This is a genomic window from Nodosilinea sp. AN01ver1, assembly GCF_050565655.1.
Taxonomy (GTDB): Bacteria; Cyanobacteriota; Cyanobacteriia; order Phormidesmidales; family Phormidesmidaceae; genus Nodosilinea.
This window is the reverse complement of sequence record NZ_JBNXVS010000001.1, coordinates 44,783-58,496: the sequence shown is the minus strand read 5'-3', so window position 1 is coordinate 58,496 and position 13,714 is coordinate 44,783. Positions and strand designations below refer to the sequence as shown.

17 protein-coding genes are annotated in these 13,714 nt (G+C 57.0%); 13 read left to right on the top strand and 4 right to left on the bottom strand.

What is annotated here, in order from left to right; translation table 11 throughout:
* Positions 1 to 32 precede the first annotated feature (32 nt).
* Together ACQ4N7_RS00280 and ACQ4N7_RS00275 are read right to left on the bottom strand one after the other, a co-directional pair.
* Positions 33 to 437: a PIN domain-containing protein gene (locus ACQ4N7_RS00280; RefSeq protein ID WP_430710050.1), complete on the bottom strand. Its 405-nt coding sequence runs from the start codon at positions 435 to 437 to the stop codon at positions 33 to 35.
* Positions 437 to 679: a DUF2281 domain-containing protein gene (locus ACQ4N7_RS00275; protein ID WP_430709625.1), complete on the bottom strand. Its 243-nt coding sequence runs from the start codon at positions 677 to 679 to the stop codon at positions 437 to 439. Before ACQ4N7_RS00275 ends, ACQ4N7_RS00280 begins: the two co-directional genes overlap by 1 nt.
* Before the next feature lie 180 nt (positions 680 to 859).
* On the opposite strand from ACQ4N7_RS00275, the gene ACQ4N7_RS00270 reads away from it, so the two are divergent.
* The 3 genes from ACQ4N7_RS00270 (at position 860) to ACQ4N7_RS00260 (ending at position 2,970) form a co-directional block, all read left to right on the top strand.
* Positions 860 to 2,041 (top strand): HhoA/HhoB/HtrA family serine endopeptidase, encoded by a 1,182-nt coding sequence (locus tag ACQ4N7_RS00270; RefSeq protein ID WP_430709624.1) that lies wholly within the window; start codon positions 860 to 862, stop codon positions 2,039 to 2,041.
* Positions 2,042 to 2,112: 71 nt separating this feature from the next.
* The gene (locus ACQ4N7_RS00265) at positions 2,113 to 2,457 is read left to right on the top strand and encodes a DUF4870 domain-containing protein (RefSeq protein ID WP_430709623.1); all 345 of its coding nucleotides are present in this window, start codon (positions 2,113 to 2,115) and stop codon (positions 2,455 to 2,457) included.
* Positions 2,458 to 2,682: 225 nt separating this feature from the next.
* Positions 2,683 to 2,970 (top strand): hypothetical protein, encoded by a 288-nt coding sequence (locus ACQ4N7_RS00260; RefSeq protein WP_430709622.1) that lies wholly within the window; start codon positions 2,683 to 2,685, stop codon positions 2,968 to 2,970.
* A 57-nt stretch (positions 2,971 to 3,027) separates the two neighbouring features.
* On the opposite strand, the gene ACQ4N7_RS00255 is transcribed toward ACQ4N7_RS00260, so the two are convergent.
* Positions 3,028 to 4,068, bottom strand: a complete 1,041-nt coding sequence (locus ACQ4N7_RS00255) for a YheT family hydrolase (protein ID WP_430709621.1) — start codon at positions 4,066 to 4,068, stop codon at positions 3,028 to 3,030.
* A 107-nt stretch (positions 4,069 to 4,175) separates the two neighbouring features.
* Here ACQ4N7_RS00255 and ACQ4N7_RS00250 point away from each other — a divergent pair, with 107 nt between their 5' ends.
* The 7 genes from ACQ4N7_RS00250 to ACQ4N7_RS00220 all read left to right on the top strand — a co-directional run bounded on the left by ACQ4N7_RS00250 (position 4,176) and on the right by ACQ4N7_RS00220 (position 10,798).
* Positions 4,176 to 5,189, top strand: coding sequence for a Gfo/Idh/MocA family protein (locus ACQ4N7_RS00250; RefSeq protein ID WP_430709620.1), 1,014 nt, complete (start codon positions 4,176 to 4,178; stop codon positions 5,187 to 5,189).
* A 142-nt stretch (positions 5,190 to 5,331) separates the two neighbouring features.
* Positions 5,332 to 6,525, top strand: coding sequence for a citrate synthase (locus tag ACQ4N7_RS00245; RefSeq protein WP_430709619.1), 1,194 nt, complete (start codon positions 5,332 to 5,334; stop codon positions 6,523 to 6,525).
* A 355-nt stretch (positions 6,526 to 6,880) separates the two neighbouring features.
* Positions 6,881 to 7,999, top strand: coding sequence for an NADH-quinone oxidoreductase subunit NuoH (nuoH, locus tag ACQ4N7_RS00240; RefSeq protein WP_430709618.1), 1,119 nt, complete (start codon positions 6,881 to 6,883; stop codon positions 7,997 to 7,999).
* A gap of 112 nt (positions 8,000 to 8,111) precedes the next feature.
* Positions 8,112 to 8,735: an NAD(P)H-quinone oxidoreductase subunit I gene (gene ndhI / locus ACQ4N7_RS00235; protein WP_430710049.1), complete on the top strand. Its 624-nt coding sequence runs from the start codon at positions 8,112 to 8,114 to the stop codon at positions 8,733 to 8,735.
* 81 nt (positions 8,736 to 8,816) lie between these two features.
* On the top strand, positions 8,817 to 9,431 hold the full coding sequence (locus ACQ4N7_RS00230; protein ID WP_430709617.1) for an NADH-quinone oxidoreductase subunit J: 615 nt from the start codon (positions 8,817 to 8,819) through the stop codon (positions 9,429 to 9,431).
* A 99-nt stretch (positions 9,432 to 9,530) separates the two neighbouring features.
* On the top strand, positions 9,531 to 9,836 hold the full coding sequence (gene nuoK / locus ACQ4N7_RS00225) for an NADH-quinone oxidoreductase subunit NuoK (protein ID WP_106870777.1): 306 nt from the start codon (positions 9,531 to 9,533) through the stop codon (positions 9,834 to 9,836).
* Positions 9,837 to 9,877: 41 nt separating this feature from the next.
* Positions 9,878 to 10,798 (top strand): NAD(+) kinase, encoded by a 921-nt coding sequence (locus ACQ4N7_RS00220; RefSeq protein WP_106920787.1) that lies wholly within the window; start codon positions 9,878 to 9,880, stop codon positions 10,796 to 10,798.
* On the opposite strand, the gene ACQ4N7_RS00215 is transcribed toward ACQ4N7_RS00220, so the two are convergent.
* Positions 10,799 to 11,098: a hypothetical protein gene (locus tag ACQ4N7_RS00215; protein WP_430709616.1), complete on the bottom strand. Its 300-nt coding sequence runs from the start codon at positions 11,096 to 11,098 to the stop codon at positions 10,799 to 10,801.
* A 274-nt stretch (positions 11,099 to 11,372) separates the two neighbouring features.
* Between ACQ4N7_RS00215 and ACQ4N7_RS00210 the strand changes: the two genes are divergently transcribed.
* From ACQ4N7_RS00210 to ACQ4N7_RS00200, 3 genes are all read left to right on the top strand, one after another.
* Entirely contained in the window at positions 11,373 to 11,894 is a 522-nt protein-coding gene (locus tag ACQ4N7_RS00210) for a photosystem I assembly protein Ycf3 (protein ID WP_106870784.1), read from the top strand.
* Positions 11,895 to 12,058: 164 nt separating this feature from the next.
* Positions 12,059 to 12,346: an Asp-tRNA(Asn)/Glu-tRNA(Gln) amidotransferase subunit GatC gene (gene gatC / locus ACQ4N7_RS00205; RefSeq protein WP_430709615.1), complete on the top strand. Its 288-nt coding sequence runs from the start codon at positions 12,059 to 12,061 to the stop codon at positions 12,344 to 12,346.
* Between the two features lie 220 nt (positions 12,347 to 12,566).
* Positions 12,567 to 13,712, top strand: coding sequence for a TRAP transporter substrate-binding protein (locus ACQ4N7_RS00200; RefSeq protein ID WP_430709614.1), 1,146 nt, complete (start codon positions 12,567 to 12,569; stop codon positions 13,710 to 13,712).
* Positions 13,713 to 13,714: the final 2 nt, after the last annotated feature.

Here is a 13,714-nt window from a genome sequence, read left to right as displayed (position 1 = left end):
GTCATAGAGATCAGGCTAGCAGCTAGTTCTAATTATTCTGATGTAAGTTGCATGACTAAATCAGCTGCAGACAGTACCGTAAAACCTGCTTCCTGAAAATCATTCTGATCGCGCGTGACTATCGCATCTAGAGCCTCGCTAGCTGCACAGGCCAGTTGTACGCCATCCTCAAAATCATCCAAACTTAGGGTCAGTGCTAGCTGAATAACTTGATGAGTTACGCTGCACAAAACCATTCCCCGCAGGAGCTTAGCAATAGCCTCTAGGGCTACTTCCCGTCCTTTGAGCTTGCGCACAATGTAAAAGATGTTGGTAATGGTCGTGGCTGTAATATAGCCCTGAAGTCTACCTGCTTCAATCAAAGCAAAGAGAGTATTGGCTGTCTCTACAAAAGGTTCTCGTTCTAGAACGACGTCTAATACAACATTTGTATCAATTAAAACCTTCGTTGATACTTCTCAATCAAATAGTCCATGTAATTGTCAGTAATTTCCTTGTCACTGGGCAAATCGCCAGAAGGCTTTGCGATTCCACGCAGTCCAGTTAGAGTGCCTTTAGGAATGGGGTATGTGACCAATTTTTGCTGCTGCTGAACAAACTGGGTGAACACCAGCACTAGATGAGCTTTTTCCTCTGGCAGGGCTTTTACTATTTCATAAATGGTCTCGGCTGTGCTCATAGCGTCAAACGGTACATTAATTTCTCCATCATGCTACTAAATGCGGGCCTTCGGCCTAGCCCACCTGAAAGTTCGGTATCCCCCTCTGACAGCGGGTAGGCTCTTGTGAAACAATTTTGGTAATCAACGGAATACTACCCCCTTGCTGTTGCGCCCCCTTGCTGTTGTGAAGTTGCGTTTATGAGGCTTGCTCCCTTGAAAGGACTCTGGATTCCCCTGAAACGTTTGCTGGTGGCGATCGCTGCCACTGTGATGATGTGGACGGGGGCCGTCGCGCCTCCCGCCTATGCCCAATCGCCAGCGCCCTCTGCAGCGACAGAGGCGATTGGTGGCGAAAGTTTTGTGGCCGCTGCGGTGCGCCAGGTGGGTCCGGCGGTGGTCCGCATCGACACCGAAAAGACCATCACCCGTCAGGCTCGGGATCCGATCTATGAGGATCCTTTTTTACGGGATTTCTTTGGCGGCGGCTTTCCTCGGCAGCCCCAGGAAGAACTACTGCGGGGTCAGGGGTCAGGGTTCATCATCGACAACACCGGCAATATTCTCACCAATGCCCACGTGGTCAACGGAGCCGACCGGGTGGTCGTTACCCTCAAAGACGGTCGCAGCTTTGACGCTGTGGTCGAAGGCTTTGACGAAGTGACTGACCTGGCCGTGGTCAAAATTGACGATGGTGAGGACGATGTTTTGCCCGTAGCCACCCTGGGCGACTCAGATGCGGTGGAGGTGGGCGACTGGGCGATCGCCGTTGGCAACCCCCTGGGCCTCGACAACACCGTTACCCTGGGCATCGTCAGCACCCTCAAGCGCACCAGCAGTTCCGTTGGCATCCCCGGCAAGCGGCTGGAGTTTATCCAGACCGATGCCGCGATTAACCCCGGCAACTCCGGCGGCCCGCTGGTCAACCAGCGGGGCGAGGTGATCGGCATCAACACCGCCATTCGCGCCGACGCCATGGGCATTGGCTTTGCGATCCCCATCAACAAGGCCAAGGAAATTAAAGACATGCTGGCGCGGGGCGAAACCGTCGCCCACCCCTACATCGGCGTGCAGATTGCCAACCTTACCCCCGAACAGGCCCGGCTCAACAACGCAGATATTAACTCCGGCATGTATCTGCCCGAGGTGAACGGAGTGCTGGTGATTCGGGTGCTGGAGGGCACCCCCGCAGCGGCGGCGGGCCTGCGGCGCGGCGACGTGATTTTGCAGGTGAATGGCACCCCTATTCGCAGCGCCGACGGGCTGCAAATTAAGGTCGAAAATACCAAAATTGGCGATGCGCTAGAGCTAGAAATTCAGCGCGGCGATCGCCCCATGACCGTGCGCGTCAAAACCGCCGAACTGCGCGAGCAGACCGACTAGCCCTTCTCGGAGGATTATCCACCAAAATCCAAAATCGCAAAGCCAAAATTCTTTAACTTAGGAGACTCCCCATGCATTCCACCGAAGACACCGGCACCCGCAAAATTTTGTCTGCCGTCAGCCACGGCTCTATCTTCTTCAATACCCTGGTGCTTGCTGTTGGCGTTCCCATCGCCATTCTGCTGATTTCTAACGATTCAGTCATTAAAGAAAGCGCCAAAGAAGCGATCAACTTTCACATCAATATGTGGGTCTGGTGGGCGATCGCGGGTGTTTTGGCCTGGATCTTGATCGGTATTCCGCTGCTGGTTGTGCTGGGCATTGTGAACTTCATCATGCCCATTATCGCCATCTTTTACAGCCTCACTCAGCCCAATACCGTGTTTCGCTACCCGCTCATTCTGCGTCTGTTTTAAACCATCGCTGACTCAGTTTGCCATCGCCTAGGGTACGTCAGACTAAGTGCCGACGCACCCTAAAGACTAAAATCTAATTGCCTTGCCTGCTCGCCGCGCTAACTTCGCGACAGAAGTTATGTCTCTTCTATGGCGGAGCAGGTTTAGGCTTTTTCAGCCCTGACGTTTACTCCGATTCAGAGTAGGTTGATATTGAAATCCAGAACCTGGGCTGCGGTATTGTTAATGACTTCAGGGGTTACCCATGTCATTCAGCTCCAGGTTTACGGGGCCAGATTTCATGTCGTTGGCGCTGTGCTGTTTGGCCTTGCCTACTTTGCGATCGGGGCACGGTTGCTGCGACCAGGGCGATCGCCCCTGTGGTGGGGCGCTATTTTACCCAGCATCGGCGGGGTTCTAGGAGTCATTCGTTTTTTAGAACTCCACGCCAACCCGTTTACGGTTTTTCATGTGCTGATCGATTTGATTGTGGTACCCCTATGTGTTCAACAGCTGCGGCGATCGCGACCTTGAAGCTAATCTGACTCGCTCATCCCTTACTACTGGTTCAAGATAAGGCGAACTAATCCCTCAGGCCGTCTGTCGATCGACCCAATCCAGCGCTCGGTTCCACGCCCACCAGGGGTCGCTATCCCCCGCCTGCCGCTGTCCATCGCTGCTGCTGTAGTAGCCCACGTGCCCACCGTAGTCAGTCAGCACCAGGTCGATCTTGGGGTTGGCCGCACAAACCCGCTTCAGGTCGGGGATGATCTCAGGGCTAAACAGCGGGTCATCGGCGGCGTAGAGAATCAGGGTGGGAATGCTCAGGTCGGCCATAAACGGCAGGGGACTGCTGGCCTCGTAGTAGTCTTCTACACTGGCAAACCCCAGCCGCTCAATCACCAGCTCGTGGTCGAAACCCCAAATGCTGTTGGCGCGATCGATCGCGGCCAGATCAAAATGGTCGGGGTGCAGCTGATGCAGCCGCTGGGCCAGCCGCTTGAGTTCTTGCGCGATCGATCGCTCCAGGTATTTGCCTAACGGGTCGGCGGTCAGGTAGCGCAGCGATCGATTGGAGTCGAGGCTAGGGCACACCACCGCCACACCACCAACGTCACCCGGTGACAAATTGCGATCGCTTGACAAATCCATCGCCGCTCTGGCTCCCCAAAGCGCCAGCTGCCCGCTCAGCGAGTAGCCCACAAACCAAAACGGTGGCGCACAGCCCAAAGCCTTAGCCTGTGCGGCCAGAGCCACATAGTCATGGCCCTCATAGATGCCGTCGGAAGTTAGTGTGGGGGAGAGTTCAGCGGTTTTACCGTGGGCACGCCAGTCAAACATCACCAGGCCGTAGCCCCGGTGGTAGGCCTTGCGGCTCAAAATCTCCAGCTGCCACTGATTCTCTAAGCTGCCAGTAATACCATAGGTGGCAATAACCGTCCCCCTGGGACGACTTGGCGCTGTCCAGCGGCCAAAAATAGGCACATCCCCGTGCCCCTTAAAGACATGGTCTTGATAGGGCACTGCGGGTAAATCAAGGCTTCGCAGCCAGGGTTGCTCAGCTAGCAAAGCAGTATAGAGGGTCATGGCCAGACCGTTTTGCAAAAACCAGGGCGGCACAAAAGATGGCATAGGGGTGCGCAAAGACTGCTCCTAGCATTCCAGAGAAACTCGTCAGGCACCATCCCTCTACCGAAGAAAAACGTACGATGATGGCTACCCTGGCGAGGAGAGATGTCATGACCACCTCCAAAATTCAGAGCGATGTGGTGCGGGTGGGCCTGGTTGGTACCGGGTTTGTGGCTCGGCTCCGGGCCGATGCGCTCCAGGGTATGGCCTCGGCTCGACTGGTCGCCGTAGCCGGGCGCACCACCGCTGAAACGGCGGCCTTTGCCGAACAGTACAACGCCCTTGCCCTTGATCGCTGGCAAGACCTAGTTACCTACGACGACCTAGACGTGATTATGGTCTGCCACATCAACAGCGAGCACAGCACGGTAGTGGCGGCGGCCTTGGAGGCCAATCGTCACGTCGTGGTCGAGTATCCGCTGGCGCTGGACGCCGATACAGCCCAGCCGCTGCACACCCTGGCCCAGAGCAAACAGCGCCTGCTGCACGTCGAGCACATTGAGCTGTTAGGGGGCACCCACCGCGCCCTCAAAGTCCACCTGGCGGCGGTGGGTCTGCCCTTCTACGCCCGCTACTGCACGCTGGCCCCACGCCACCCCGCCCCCCTCACCTGGACCTACTGCCCTCAGCTGTTTGGCTTTCCTTTAGTGGGGGCGCTGTCTCGTCTGCACCGGCTGATTGACTGCTTTGGCCCGGTGGCGCGGGTCTACTGCCAAAACCACTACGGCGGCCTCACCCAAGGCCCAGACGAAATGACCTGCTACACCACCTGCCTCTGCACCGCCCAGCTCACCTTTGTTTCAGGGCTAATCGCTGAAGTGGTCTACGGCAAGGGCGAAGCATTATGGGAGGCAAGGCGGCGGCTGGAGGTGATGGGTAACGAGGGGTATTTGTGTTTTGAGGGCGATCGCGGCACCCTTACCGACGCTCAAGGCACGCGATCGCTAGAGGTCGGGTCGCGGCGGGGGCTGTTTGCCGCCGACACCGCTCAGGTTGTCGATCACCTGCTGACGGGGCAGGCGCTGTACTGCACTCCCGAGGCCAGTCTCTACACGCTACAGGTGGCAACTGCCGCCCAGCGATCGGCAGCCACAGGTCAAGCGGTGGACGTGGCAACCCCTTGATCTGTACCGTATAGCCCGCCTTCTGAATAGCTCAGGCAGTTGACAGCGAGGCCAGAGTTGATCAGATGATTTGGTAGCGTTGATGACGGCGGGCGTTCATGCCCCTTGGAATCATAGGTCAGCGAACGGGAGTAACAACTATATGGCCGCATGTGACTACAGGCCCGGTTTAGAGGGTGTACCGGCCACCCAGTCGAGCATTAGCTTTGTGGATGGTCAGGCGGGAATTTTAGAGTATCGCGGTATTCCCATCGAAGAACTGGCTCAGCGCAGCACGTTTTTAGAAACGGCCTACCTGCTGATTTGGGGCGGTCTGCCCTCAAAAAGCGAGCTAGAAGCTTTTGAGTACGAAATTCGCTACCATCGTCGCCTCAAGTACCGCATTCGCGACATGATGAAGTGCTTCCCCGAGAGCGGCCACCCCATGGATGCGCTACAGGCCTGTGCAGCGGCCCTGGGCCTGTTCTACTCGCGCCGCGCCCTCGATAACCCGGTCTATATTCAACAGGCGGTAGTGCGGCTGCTGGCCAAAATTCCCACCATGGTGGCGGCGTTTCAGCTCATGCGCAAGGGCAACGACCCCGTACAGCCCCGCGACGACCTCAACTACTCTGCCAACTTTCTCTACATGCTCAACGAGCGCGAGCCCGACCCTCTGGCGGCCCGCATTTTTGATATTTGCCTGACCCTACACGCTGAGCACACCATCAATGCCTCGACCTTCTCGGCCATGGTGACGGCTTCGACCCTCACCGACCCCTACGCAGTCGTGGCTTCAGCAGTGGGTACCCTGGCGGGGCCGCTCCACGGCGGGGCGAACGAGGAGGTGATCGACATGCTGGAGCAGATCGGCTCGGTCGAAAACGTGCGCCCCTACGTGGAGCGCTGCATTGCCGAAAAGTCTAAAATCATGGGCTTTGGCCACCGGGTCTACAAGGTCAAAGACCCCCGCGCCACCATTTTGCAGGGGCTAGCCGAGCAGCTGTTTGCCAAATTTGGCCAGGACGAGTATTACGCGATCGCCCTGGAGATGGAGCAGGCCGTCTCTGAAAAGCTCGGCACCAAGGGTATTTATCCCAACGTTGACTTTTACTCGGGGCTGGTCTATCGCAAGCTGGGCATTCCCACCGATTTGTTTACGCCGATTTTTGCGATCGCGCGGGTGGCCGGCTGGCTAGCCCACTGGAAAGAGCAGCTGGGCGAAAATCGCATCTTTAGGCCGACTCAGATCTACACCGGCCCCCGCAGCCAGACTTATGTTGACCTCGTCAATCGGCCCCAGATCTGGGACAAACAAGGATTTTCGGTGTCTTTGCCCTCCTATGAGGCACCGTAGCCAAATACCCTCAACCAGATGTACAGACCTCCTGATGGGTCAGACCCCTCTGGGCACCCTCTCCATAAGCGCCGATCATTAATTCAGTGACGATTTTCAGGAACTCCTGCCCCTCTGGCGCTTGCGTCGGGGGGCTTTTGTTTGAGCAGAATTTGGGAATTTTCAGCTGAGATTGAACCTGAATCCGCCTTGGCTACCTCCGAGCACTCACCCATCCACCTTTCCAATACCTTCACCCAAGAATTCCTATAGTTCGCGTGCTACAGCTCCGGTAGATCGGGAGAGATGACGGTAGAATCTAAAGAACTGTTTTTTCCTCGCTAGAGTCAACTGTACCGTTGTTAAGGACTGGCCCATGAACCAAGGAATTGACCTACAGGGTAGCTTCGTCAACGCTTTAGTTGACCTGGGGTTGCCTGCTGGGGCGGCAAAAGCCCTGTGGCTGCCTCTGCCAATGGTGGTCATTTTGGTCGGGGCCACCGTCAGCATCTTCGTGACGGTGTGGCTGGAGCGCAAAATTTCTGCCGCCGCCCAGCAGCGGATTGGTCCCGAGTTTGCTGGGCCTTTGGGCACGCTTCAGGCGGCTGCCGACGGCATTAAGCTCATTTTCAAAGAAGACATTACCCCCGCTAAGGCCGACCCGCTGCTGTTTACGCTGGGGCCTGCGATCGTGGTGATTCCGGTCTTTTTGTCGTACCTGATTGTGCCCTTTGGCCAAAACTTGGTAATCACCGACATCGGCGTCGGCATCTTTCTCTGGATTGCCCTCTCTAGCATTGCCCCCATCGGCCTGCTGATGTCGGGGTACTCCTCCAACAACAAATACTCCCTGCTGGGGGGCTTGCGGGCAGCGGCTCAGTCAATTAGCTACGAAATTCCGATGGCGCTGGCCGTGCTGGCGGTGGTGCTGATGTCCAACAGCCTGAGCACGATCGACATCGTCAACCAGCAGTCGGGCTACGGCATTCTGGGCTGGAATATTTGGCGACAGCCCGCCGGGTTTTTAATCTTTTGGATTGCGGCCCTGGCCGAGTGCGAGCGCCTGCCCTTTGACCTACCCGAGGCGGAGGAAGAGCTGGTGGCCGGTTACCAAACCGAATACACAGGCATGAAATTTGGCCTGTTCTACGTGGGCTCCTACGTCAACCTGGTGCTGTCGGCGCTAATTGTCTCCATTCTCTACCTGGGCGGCTGGGAGTTTCCTATTTCAGTTAGCTGGCTGGCCGGTCTTCTAGGGGTGAGCGAAACCACGCCCTGGCTGCAGGTGATCACCGCCTCGGTCGGCATTATGATGACGCTGTTCAAGGCCTACGCCCTGGTGTTTATTGCGGTGCTGCTGCGGTGGACCATGCCCCGCGTTCGCATCGACCAGCTGCTCGACTTTGGCTGGAAGTTTTTGCTGCCGGTTTCGCTGGTTAACCTGCTGCTCACTGCGGCCCTCAAGCTCACCTTTCCCGTCGCCTTTGGTGGCTAGCCGAGGAATGCTGCTCTACTCTTTAGATAGGCAATTCCTCTGTTAGAACGCTAGCGTTATCCTGACGGCGTCTCACTAACTACCCTGTAAAACTCTGGAGGCTCCCCCCATGCTGGGTTTTCTGAAACAAGTCGGCGACTATGCCAAAGAAAGCTTACAGGCGGCCAAATACATCGGCCAGGGGCTGTCTGTAACCTTCGACCACATGAGCCGTCGTCCGGTAACGGTGCAGTATCCCTACGAAAAGCTGATTCCGTCTGAACGCTTTCGGGGACGCATTCACTTTGAGTTTGACAAGTGCATCGCCTGTGAGGTGTGTGTGCGCGTATGCCCAATTAACCTGCCTGTGGTCGATTGGGAGTTTGACAAGACTACCAAGAAGAAAGACCTGAAGCACTACAGCATTGACTTTGGGGTCTGTATTTTCTGCGGCAACTGCGTGGAGTATTGCCCCACCAACTGCCTCTCCATGACCGAGGAGTACGAGCTAGCCAGCTACGATCGCCACGAGCTGAACTACGACAACGTGGCCCTGGGTCGCTTGCCCTACAAGGTCACCCAAGATCCAATGGTTACGCCCCTGCGCGAGCTAGCCTACCTGCCTCAGGGCGTCATGGATCCCCATAATCTGCCCACCAACGCGCGTCGGGCGGGCCAGATGCCGCAGGAAATTTTGGAGGCGGCCCAGGCTGAAGCCGAGGCCAAAAGCTCCTCCGACGCTAAAACCAAGGGCTAATGCGCCCGCTGGGTTCCGTGATACATTCGCCTAAGTTACTGCTGTTACAACCGCTCAAAATATCGCCAGGAGATTAGAACTGTGACGCTAGCGGAAGGGGTACAACTCGTTGCCTTTGGCCTACTGGTCGCGATGACGCTCGGGGGTGCCCTGGGAGTTGTGCTGTTAGATAACATCGTCTACTCAGCGTTTTTGCTGGGGGGCGTATTTACCAGCATGTCAGGCCTGTATATCTTGCTCAACGCTGGGTTTGTAGCCGCCGCTCAGGTGCTAGTTTACGTCGGTGCCGTCAGCGTGCTGATCCTGTTTGGGATCATGCTGGTGAATAAGGAGCAGGCCTTTATGCCGATGAAGCGAGCCTGGCTGGGCAAGGCCGCTACGGGTGGAGTCTGTGTGGGCCTGTTTGCTCTGCTGGCCGCCTCCACGCTCAATACACCCTGGGCTATCTCTAGCGAGGTTCCCACCGGAGATCTAGCCACCGCAGCCATTGGCATTCACTTCTTTACCGACTACTTGCTACCCTTTGAGCTGGCTTCGGTACTGCTGCTGATTGCGCTGATTGGGGCGATCGTGCTGGCTCGGCGAGAGTTCATTCCCGACGCGGCTCCTGGAGAACTCGCCTCCGAGGCACTGCAGCTGCCGGAGCGCCCGCGTGAGCTGGTGTCATCGGTGTCAGCTTCAGAGCCAGAAAGCTAGTCTGCTAGTTAGGCTTATAAGCTGCAACAAATTTTGGCCTGGTTAAATCTTGGCATTTTGACTGTCGCTGGTTAATTTAGAACAGGTTTTGGATAAGCTATGCAACTTGAGTATTTTCTGCTCACCGCCGCCGCTCTCTTCTGCATTGGTATCTACGGCCTGGTGACCAGCCGCAACGTCATTCGAGTGCTAATGTCCATTGAGCTGATGCTGAATGCGGTCAACCTGAATCTGATGGCGTTTTCTAACTACCTAGACCCGGTGGGCATCAATGGTCAGGTGTTTGCGGTATTTGTGATCAGCATTGCGGCGGCAGAAGCGGCGGTTGGACTGGCGATCGTGCTGTCTATCTACCGCAACCGCGATACGGTTGATATGGAGCAGTTTAACCTGCTGAAGTGGTAGGCTGGGTCTGCTGAAACGCATTCAACCCACGGCCTCTTGTTGTGCAACTTGAGCAAGTCATCATTGTCCATAAAGCCGGTAATCGGCTGAGCCAGACATGGGCCGAAAAGTGTGCCCGTGAGCTTGAAGCCTTAGGTAGCAGGGTGCTGCGTGGCCCCAGCGGCCCTAAAGACAATCCCTATCCAGTCTTTTTGGCCTCGGTGAGTCGGCCCATCAACCTGGCGATTGTCTTTGGCGGCGACGGCACTGCTCTATCTGCTGCTCGCAACCTGGCCGCAGAAAACATTCCCATATTAGCGGTCAATATTGGCGGTCACCTGGGGTTTTTGACCGAAAGCTCTGAGGAAATGGACGACACCGAGGCGGTGTGGAAGCGGCTGATGAGCGATCGCTTTGCCGTACAGCGCCGCATGATGCTGCAGGCCCGCATCTATGAAGGGCACCGCACTAACTTAGACCCGCTCAGCGAGGTCTATCTAGCCCTCAACGAAATGTCGATCAAGCCCGCGTCCCCCGATCGCATGATCACCTCCATGCTCGAAATGGAGATCGATGGCGAAGTCGTTGACCAGTACCAGGGGGATGGCCTGCTGATTAGCACCCCTACGGGCTCCACAGGCTATACCGTGGCGGCAGGTGGCCCCATTATTCATCCTGGCATGGATGCCATTGTGGTAACGCCGATTTGCCCCCTGAGCCTGTCGAGTCGCCCCATTGTGCTGCCGCCCGGCTCGGTGGTGAGCGTGTGGCCCCTGGCCGACCCCGACCTCACCACCAAACTGTGGACCGATGGCATCCTGGGCACGGCCATCTGGCCGGGGCAGCGGGTCGATGTGCGCAGCGCCGAGGCGATGGCCCACTTCATTATTCTGCGGCAAAACCATTCTTACTACGGCACCCTGCGCAGCAAGCTCAACTGGGCCGGCACCCGCATTAGCTACGCCAACAACCACAGAAATTGATCAGGAACTGTGGCGATCGCGCTGAATGTCGTAGATTGCTTTTTCCCAGCACCACTGCTCGCTGTGGTTGGGGTTACGCAGCTGCACCTGCTCGACCAGTCGCTCGGCTACGGCTCGGTTGCCCCCCACCAGGCGCAGCAGCTCTCGCTGGGTACGGCCGTGCACAGAGCGTGCCGAGGCCGTAGCAGCAGGTTCGGGAGTATTGAGGCGGTAGCCGCCTCGACGGCCCCGCTGGCGGCGGTTAAGCCAAAAAATAAGCGCAGCTAGCAGCGCGATCGCCAGTAGTAGAGATAAATCCATTCCAACGGAGTAAAGTCGCCATCAAACGCAAAGCCCCCGATCAGGCATAACTACACTTGCAGGCAGACGGATTCCTGAAGCTAAGGGCTAACTCAGTTCTACACAAAAACGCCTCCTCCTGGCTGGCGCCTCCACCACTGCCGCCATTAAACCGCCAGGGTTTGCTAGTGTTATCTATATATTTGTCTGGCCTAACGCCTGGAATTTTGCGGCGGCGATACGCCGTCACCGGGCTTAGGTAAGCGTTAAGTCCCTCATTTGCGCGCCCTTACCCATGCCCAGAACCCAACGCAACGACAACTTTATCGACAAGTCTTTCACCGTCATGGCCGACATGATCCTGAAGATGATGCCCGCCAAGAAGAGCGAGAAAGAGGCCTTTGCCTACTACCGCGACGGCATGTCAGCCCAGGCCGACGGTGAGTACGCCGAGGCGATGGAAAACTACCGTGAAGCCCTGCTGCTAGAAGAAGAACCCTACGACAAGAGCTTCATTCTTTACAACATGGGTCTAATTCATGCCAGCAACGGCGAGCACGAGATTGCCCTAGAAAAATACAAAGAGGCGCTCGATCTCAACCCCCGCCTGTGCCAGGCGCTCAACAATATTGCGGTGATCTACCACTACAAGGGCGAACAGGCCGAGGCCGCTGGCGACACCGACACCGCCGAAAACCTGTTCGACGAAGCGGCCCGCTACTGGCTAGAGGCGATCACCATTGCCCCCAATAACTACATCGAAGCCCAAAACTGGATGAAGAACACGGGCCGCATGAAGAACGACATCTTCTTCTAACCCGTAGCCTGTAGGGTGGGCACCGCCCACCATTCACCTTTGGCTTGGTAGGTTGCACGAAGCCACTGCGGGACTTAGCGTGACAAAGGTGCGTTGGGTTCCACTGCGCTCCACCCAACCTACGGCAGACGAAACTCAATCCTCTTCTCTAAAAGCACACTCCCATGATCGATCTCGAACAGGTTCGCAAAGTTGCTCTGCTGGCTCGCCTGGAGCTGTCTGCCGCAGAAGAAGAGCAGTTTACCGGGCAGCTCAGCGGCATTCTCGACTACGTCGAGCAGCTCAAAGAACTCAATACCGACGACGTAGAACCCACTACCCGCGCGATCGAACTCAGCAACATTACCCGTGCCGACAACCTTCAGCCCTTTGAAGAACGAGCCGCTATTCTCGATTGCGCCCCCGATCGCGAGGATGGCTTTTTCAAAGTGCCTAAAATCTTGAGCGAGTAGGCAATAAGTAGAGGCACAGCTAAGAGGCCGTTAATAAGCATTCATCGGCGCTTAGCGGTTTTTGTTGCAGAAATCGTCTACTTTCTTACGATTTCCTACCGATAGCGTCAGCAGATCTCGACTTATAGGACAATCGACCTCAGTTTCTGGAGTACGCAGCCGCCGCCTCCGCGCTGTAGCTGCTTTGATTTGTCCTGGGAATTCACAAAGTTGAGGTGCTATGAAGCGTCGGCAGTTAGTTAAAACAACGACCTGGGGCGTGGCGGCGGCCACTACCGCGAGTATGGCCGCCTGTGCCGGGGGTAATGCCCCCGTAGCCGGAGGTGCCGCCGATGAGGATCTGCCTCGCATTGACTGGCAAATGGCCACCAGCTGGCCCGCCGCCCTCGATACTATTTTAGGCGGGGCTCAAACCTTTGCCGATCGCGTTGGTGTTCTGAGCGGCGGCCGATTCACCATCTCGCCCCGCTCGGCTGGGGAAATTGCCCCGCCTCTGGAGGTGCTCAACGTCGTGTCTCAGGGGGCGGTGCCCTGCGGTCACACGGCCTCGTACTACTACGTGGGCCGCAGCCCGGTGATGGGCTTTGGGGCCAGCCTGCCCTTTGGCCTCACCCCCCAGCAGCAAAACGCCTGGCTCTATGAAGGCGGTGGTTTGGACCAGCTGCAAGAGTTTTATGCCCGCCAGTTCAACGTCATCCAGTTTCCAGCCGGAAATACGGGGGCGCAGATGGGCGGCTGGTTTCGCCGTGAGATCTCCAGCATCAGCGACCTGGCCGGGCTCAAAATGCGCATTCCCGGCCTGGGGGGTCAGGTGATGAGCCGCCTGGGGGTAACGGTACAGACCCTGCCGGGGGGCGAGATCTTTCAGGCGCTGCAAACGGGGGCGATCGATGCCGCCGAGTGGGTCGGCCCCTACGACGACGAAAAGCTGGGGCTGAATAAAGTGGCCCAGTACTACTACTACCCCGGCTGGTGGGAACCGGGCAGCACCCTGGAGGTGCAGATCAACCTCAACGAGTGGAACAACCTGCCTGAGACCTACCAGCAGATGGTGCGCACCGCTGCCTTTGAGGCCAACCTAGAAATGCTGTCGCGCTACGAAACCCGCAACAATGAAGCCCTCCAGCGCCTGGTCGACAGCGGCGTGCAGCTGCGCGAGTACAGCGCCGAGATTATGACCGCCGCCCAGGAGGCCACCTTTGACCTCTACGACGAGTTTGCCGCCAGCGATGCCGATTTCAAAGCCATCTACGATGACTGGCGCGGCTTTCGCGATCGCATCTATGCCTGGAGCCAGCTCAACCAGGGAGCCTTTGAGCGCTTTGTCTACAGCAATTTGAAGTCTGGAGACGAGCCGCCAGCCTAGGG

What these genes read in the sequence shown, in the direction of transcription:
- ACQ4N7_RS00275 (WP_430709625.1), bottom strand. Translation starts at nt 679, where the DNA reads ATGAGCACAGCCGAGACCATTTATGAAATAGTAAAAGCCCTGCCAGAG.
- ACQ4N7_RS00270 (WP_430709624.1), top strand. Translation starts at nt 860, where the DNA reads ATGAGGCTTGCTCCCTTGAAAGGACTCTGGATTCCCCTGAAACGTTTG.
- ACQ4N7_RS00265 (WP_430709623.1), top strand. Translation starts at nt 2,113, where the DNA reads ATGCATTCCACCGAAGACACCGGCACCCGCAAAATTTTGTCTGCCGTC.
- ACQ4N7_RS00260 (WP_430709622.1), top strand. Translation starts at nt 2,683, where the DNA reads ATGACTTCAGGGGTTACCCATGTCATTCAGCTCCAGGTTTACGGGGCC.
- ACQ4N7_RS00255 (WP_430709621.1), bottom strand. Translation starts at nt 4,068, where the DNA reads ATGCCATCTTTTGTGCCGCCCTGGTTTTTGCAAAACGGTCTGGCCATG.
- ACQ4N7_RS00250 (WP_430709620.1), top strand. Translation starts at nt 4,176, where the DNA reads ATGACCACCTCCAAAATTCAGAGCGATGTGGTGCGGGTGGGCCTGGTT.
- ACQ4N7_RS00245 (WP_430709619.1), top strand. Translation starts at nt 5,332, where the DNA reads ATGGCCGCATGTGACTACAGGCCCGGTTTAGAGGGTGTACCGGCCACC.
- nuoH (WP_430709618.1), top strand. Translation starts at nt 6,881, where the DNA reads ATGAACCAAGGAATTGACCTACAGGGTAGCTTCGTCAACGCTTTAGTT.
- nuoK (WP_106870777.1), top strand. Translation starts at nt 9,531, where the DNA reads ATGCAACTTGAGTATTTTCTGCTCACCGCCGCCGCTCTCTTCTGCATT.
- ACQ4N7_RS00215 (WP_430709616.1), bottom strand. Translation starts at nt 11,098, where the DNA reads ATGGATTTATCTCTACTACTGGCGATCGCGCTGCTAGCTGCGCTTATT.
- ACQ4N7_RS00210 (WP_106870784.1), top strand. Translation starts at nt 11,373, where the DNA reads ATGCCCAGAACCCAACGCAACGACAACTTTATCGACAAGTCTTTCACC.
- gatC (WP_430709615.1), top strand. Translation starts at nt 12,059, where the DNA reads ATGATCGATCTCGAACAGGTTCGCAAAGTTGCTCTGCTGGCTCGCCTG.
- ACQ4N7_RS00200 (WP_430709614.1), top strand. Translation starts at nt 12,567, where the DNA reads ATGAAGCGTCGGCAGTTAGTTAAAACAACGACCTGGGGCGTGGCGGCG.